Raw genomic sequence first — 4,629 nt, 5'->3', positions numbered from 1 at the left:
GGTTTGCGTTTATTAACAGCCATAAATAAAGCATCTATAATTAATTGTTTATCCATTGAACTACTCATTAACTACCATACGTGAATATAAGTCAATTATTGCTGCCAAATATAGCCAGCCTTCTTTGGTTTTTATATAAGTAATATCAGTTACCCATACCTTATTGGGCTGGTCCGTAGTAAAATTTTGATCCAGGATATTTGGAGCTATAATCCTACTGTCTGTTTGCTGTTTTTTAGTTTTGAATCTTCTTCTAAGCTTAGCTTGAATGCCATTTTTTTGCATTACATCTTGCACTGTTTTGATGTTATAATTTTTGCCTAAAGCTTTTAGTTCAGCATGGATTTTAGGAGCTCCGTACCTGCATTGTGATGCTTGATATATTTTTTGAATATCTGCTAGAAGCTCCTCTCTTGCTAATTCTTTATTGCTTTTCTCCTGAGCAACCCATTTATAATAACCACAAGCAGATACATTTAAAAACCTACATAACTCCTGTATTTTATAGCTGCTTCTATGCTCTTTTATAAAAGAATATTTTACTCCTTTTGGCTGGCAAAATATCCCAGGGCTTTTTTTTAAATGTCTCTTTCCCTAGTTATTCTTGCTAACTCTTTCTTTAAGTCAAACCTTTCTTTGTCATAAGTAGCTAACTTTCCTTTGCCTGGAAATGCATCTACTTCTGACATTTTTTCATTATATTTTCTTACCCATCTGCTTAATAAATCTCCACTCATGCCTAAATCTCTTGCTATTTTTGCTGACGGTTGACCTGTTTCTCTTACTAGTTTTATTGCTTCCAATTTAAACTCTATTATATATTCCCTTCTGTTTCCCATATTACACCTCTTTGAAAAAACGTTCTATTTTACTTCAAAAACGTCTTAACTTCCTCTCTACTTTTTCTGGGTAAGGTCATGTACCTCTATCTTTCATTTCATCGAAAAGCTTTTTATCACTTATTAGTTTATGCAAGATGTAATCCATAGCAAAGTAATTTGCATCGTGAAAACAAAACATACTACTTTCTTCAAAAATAGCCTCAGCTAATTCAATAGATTTTTTATCCTCATCTATGAAAGCTTTTTCATTTCTATTTAACTGTATGATCTCAGCTTTGCTATAGCTGCGTAGACCAGTTCTCTTTATTAACATCTCAAATATTTTTGTATTCATATATTTCCTATATTAGTTAAAGTAAATATTAATAATATTTACTTTTTGAATAAAAATAAATGAAAATTTTAATAAATATTGTAGCTTTTTAATAGAATGAAAGTATTTGTTCAGATGCATGGCTAATGTACAAATATTGAAGCAAAGTGCGTGATACACAACTGTACGAACATTTGTTTGCAAAGGCAGTATGTTAAGTGTTATAGCCGATTTTGCCTCAAACACAAAGGTGTCATCCCAGTGCCCAGACACTGGGATCCAGAAAAATTGTAAACAAACGCACTATACAACATTTTCGATCAAAAGCTGGATCCCAGTGTCAAGCACTGGGATGACACCATTTATTGTAAGGACTTACCTCACATTTACTCTATGGTCTTGCCGCTATCCTGAACAGATACGAAAGAGGTTTGATTGGTGTGATACGTTTTCTATCGCGCCTGGCTGCAGTGCCCAGCGTCAAGATCTGATGAACAATGTTCGCTTGCCAGCTTTCGCTTCAATATTTGCACAATTGTGCTAGATCCCCTGCATAACCTGCTTTAAAATATCTTCTTGTTGCTGAGCATGAACACTAGCATAACCACATGCAGGAGATGCAGCAGCAGGTCTTGCAATACACTTAGGTCTTTTTGCTTGAATATTGAGATCAGATAACGCTTCTTCTATTAATGGGTTAATAAAAAACCATCCTCCCATATTTTTTGGTTCTTCTTGACACCATATAATTTCAGCATTTTTGTACTTTTTAAGTTCGTTACTTAGTTTATCAGCAGGAAACGGATAGAATTGTTCTAAACGCACTACTGCTATGTCATTTATTTTTTGTGTTTCAAGCATTTCAATTACGTCGTAATAAACTTTGCCACTACATATCATAACTTTGCGTATTTTGTCATTTGAAACTAAACATGTTCTATGTTCTGGAATTACCGCGAGGAATTTTCCTTCAAAGTCAGACAGGTCAGAAACTGCTCTTTTGTGACGCAGTAGCGATTTAGGTGTAAATACTACCAAAGGTTTACGAAAGTCCCTATGAATTTGCCGGCGCAAAACGTGAAAGTAATTTGCCGGAGTGGAACAATTAACTACCTGCATATTATCCTCTGCGCAGAGTTGCAAAAATCTCTCTATGCGAGCAGAACTATGTTCAGGTCCTTGTCCTCCATAACCATGAGGCAAAAGTAAAACTAGACCACTTGATCGCAACCACTTTGTTTCTGCAGATGCAATAAATTGATCGATCATAATCTGCGCGCCATTTGCAAAATCACCAAACTGCCCTTCCCAGAGCACCAGTGAGTACGGAGAATCTAGGCTATATCCATACTCAAAGCCCATTACAGCATACTCAGATAGTGCGCTATCTATAACTTCAAAGCGAGCTTGCTTTTTATTTATATTATTCAGTGGAATAAATGCTTCTTCTGTTACTTGATCAACAAGCCTTGAATGACGGTGCGAGAAAGTGCCACGACCAGAGTCTTGGCCTGATAAACGCACTTCTATCCCTTCTTTAAGTAGCGATGCAAACGCAAGACTTTCAGCAGTTGCCCAGTCTATATTCCTACCGGAATTTATACTGTCTGTTCTTCCATCGAGTATTTTTCTAACTTTATTGTTGATATTAAAACCGCTTGGGATATTGCTATTTATATGCACACCTAGTTTTTTTAGCTCACTCGGTGAAACACCAGAGTCCGTATAGTATTCGCTCAAATCGTTCAATCTTGCTCTTCTTAATTTTGACCACACTCCATCAAACCAGTCAGCTTTTCTTGGAGTATAAGCCGATGATTCAGTAAGGCTTTCATCCAATCTTGCCCTGAATTTGCTGCGCAATTTATTTACTTCATCGCTACCTAATACTTTCTCTGCAGTCAACTTCTCTTCGTATAGCGTTCCTGGAGTTTTATGCTTTGATATCAGCTTATACATGAGTGGCTGAGTGAAATTAGGTTCATCGCCTTCATTATGACCATATTTGCGGTAGCATATTATGTCAATCACCACATCTTTTTTAAACTTCTGCCTATATTCCATTGCCAGACTTGCAACAAAATTTACTGCTTCTGGATTATCTCCACTTACGTGAAATACTGGGGCTTCTATTGATTTTGCTACATCAGTGCAATAAAAAGAAGATCGCGCACAGCATGGGTTTGCAGTAAAGCCAACTTGGTTATTAATGACAATATGTACAATGCCATCCACCTTATAGCCTTCAATATTGCTTAATGTCAGGGTTTCAGCAACCACTCCTTGCCCAATGAAAGCTGCATCGCCATGAATCGATATTCCAAGCACAGACCTCGTATTTTGTTTTGCTCTTATTCTTCCAGCTAAAACCGGATTTACCGCTTCAAGGTGAGATGGGTTAGGGCATAAACTCAAATGTATTTTTTTACCACCAGCAAGTGCGCGATCAGAAGAATAACCAAGGTGATATTTAACATCACCAGACACCTCAAGACCACCTGGATATGCAAGATTACCTTGAAACTCAGATAGCATTGCCACATATTCTTTGCCCATAACTTTGGTCAGAACATTAAGTCGTCCGCGGTGAGCCATGCCAAGAACTACTTCTTCAATGCCAAAAGCCGCGGAATCACTAATAATTCTCTCAATTGCAACAATAGTTGACTCTCCACCTTCGATAGAAAAACGTTTATATCCAGGAAATTTCATATGGAGAAATTGTTCGAACATTTCAGATTCGATCAAGTGCCTCAGTATTTCCCTTTTATCTTGTGAGCTCAGTGTATAGGTTTGATTTTCGATCTTTTCCTGCAGCCACATCCTCTCCTCATAAGAGGAGATATGCATAAATTCAAAACCGATATTCTTGCAGTAAATATCTCTGTAGATTCCAGCATCACTCGTTGGAGAGAGATTTGAATATTTTTGATAGTCTACTTCTTGACTTGCGTTCGGCGACAATGGGTTAAGGTCTGCAAAAAAATGACCATAAGATCTGAAGAAATTTGCCAGATCAGAAACTGAATCATCTGCTTTGACTACATGCTGTGCACCGCAAGACTCCGCTTTATTAACTTCTAAATTGCTTGAAAAAATTCTGTACCAATCTTCCCCGATTGATTTATCGCCCTGCAGATAACGGCTATACATTTCTTCCACAAATTCTGCATTATCACCATAAAGGCAGCTTAAACTTGGCATAATTACTATATAAGATATCAAATAATTATATTATACCTTAAGTTTTTTAAAAAAGAACTCCTATAGTTTCTAATTATTAAGTTGCACTTACAGCTGTACGAACATTGTGCTACTAGTAGGGTGTCATGCCAGTGCTTGACACTGGTTTACTCTATAATGGCAGTGCTCCTTTCTTGTCATCCCAGTGCGTGACACTGGGATCCAGAAAAAAGAATGGTGTCATCCAAGCCCCCTAGGTGTCATTCCAGTCTGGAATCCAGGTTTTCCGCA

The 4,629-nt window shown here is 37.1% G+C and carries 3 protein-coding genes and 1 pseudogene; 1 reads left to right on the top strand and 3 read right to left on the bottom strand.

Translation table 11 applies throughout. The features are described from left to right. Positions 1–839: pseudogene (locus tag OZD67_RS06510) on the bottom strand (IS3 family transposase); the annotation flags it as partial. A 76-nt stretch (positions 840–915) separates the two neighbouring features. Beyond that, a complete protein-coding gene (locus OZD67_RS02420) occupies positions 916–1,176 on the bottom strand; it encodes a hypothetical protein (protein WP_259346616.1) in 261 nt (86 codons plus the stop codon). 190 nt (positions 1,177–1,366) lie between these two features. Here OZD67_RS02420 and OZD67_RS02415 point away from each other — a divergent pair, with 190 nt between their 5' ends. Continuing rightward, on the top strand, positions 1,367–1,699 hold the full coding sequence (locus OZD67_RS02415; RefSeq protein WP_182184216.1) for a hypothetical protein: 333 nt from the start codon (positions 1,367–1,369) through the stop codon (positions 1,697–1,699). On the opposite strand, the gene OZD67_RS02410 is transcribed toward OZD67_RS02415, so the two are convergent. Next, the gene (locus OZD67_RS02410; protein ID WP_182183047.1) at positions 1,696–4,359 is read right to left on the bottom strand and encodes a 2-oxoglutarate dehydrogenase E1 component; all 2,664 of its coding nucleotides are present in this window, start codon (positions 4,357–4,359) and stop codon (positions 1,696–1,698) included. The genes OZD67_RS02415 and OZD67_RS02410 overlap by 4 nt on opposite strands. Positions 4,360–4,629 lie beyond the last annotated feature (270 nt).

This window comes from Wolbachia endosymbiont of Drosophila nikananu, from assembly GCF_028981865.1.
Classification (GTDB): Bacteria; Pseudomonadota; Alphaproteobacteria; order Rickettsiales; family Anaplasmataceae; genus Wolbachia; species Wolbachia pipientis_B.
Note: the sequence above shows the minus strand (reverse complement) of the source record. Positions and strands in the feature narration are given on the sequence as shown.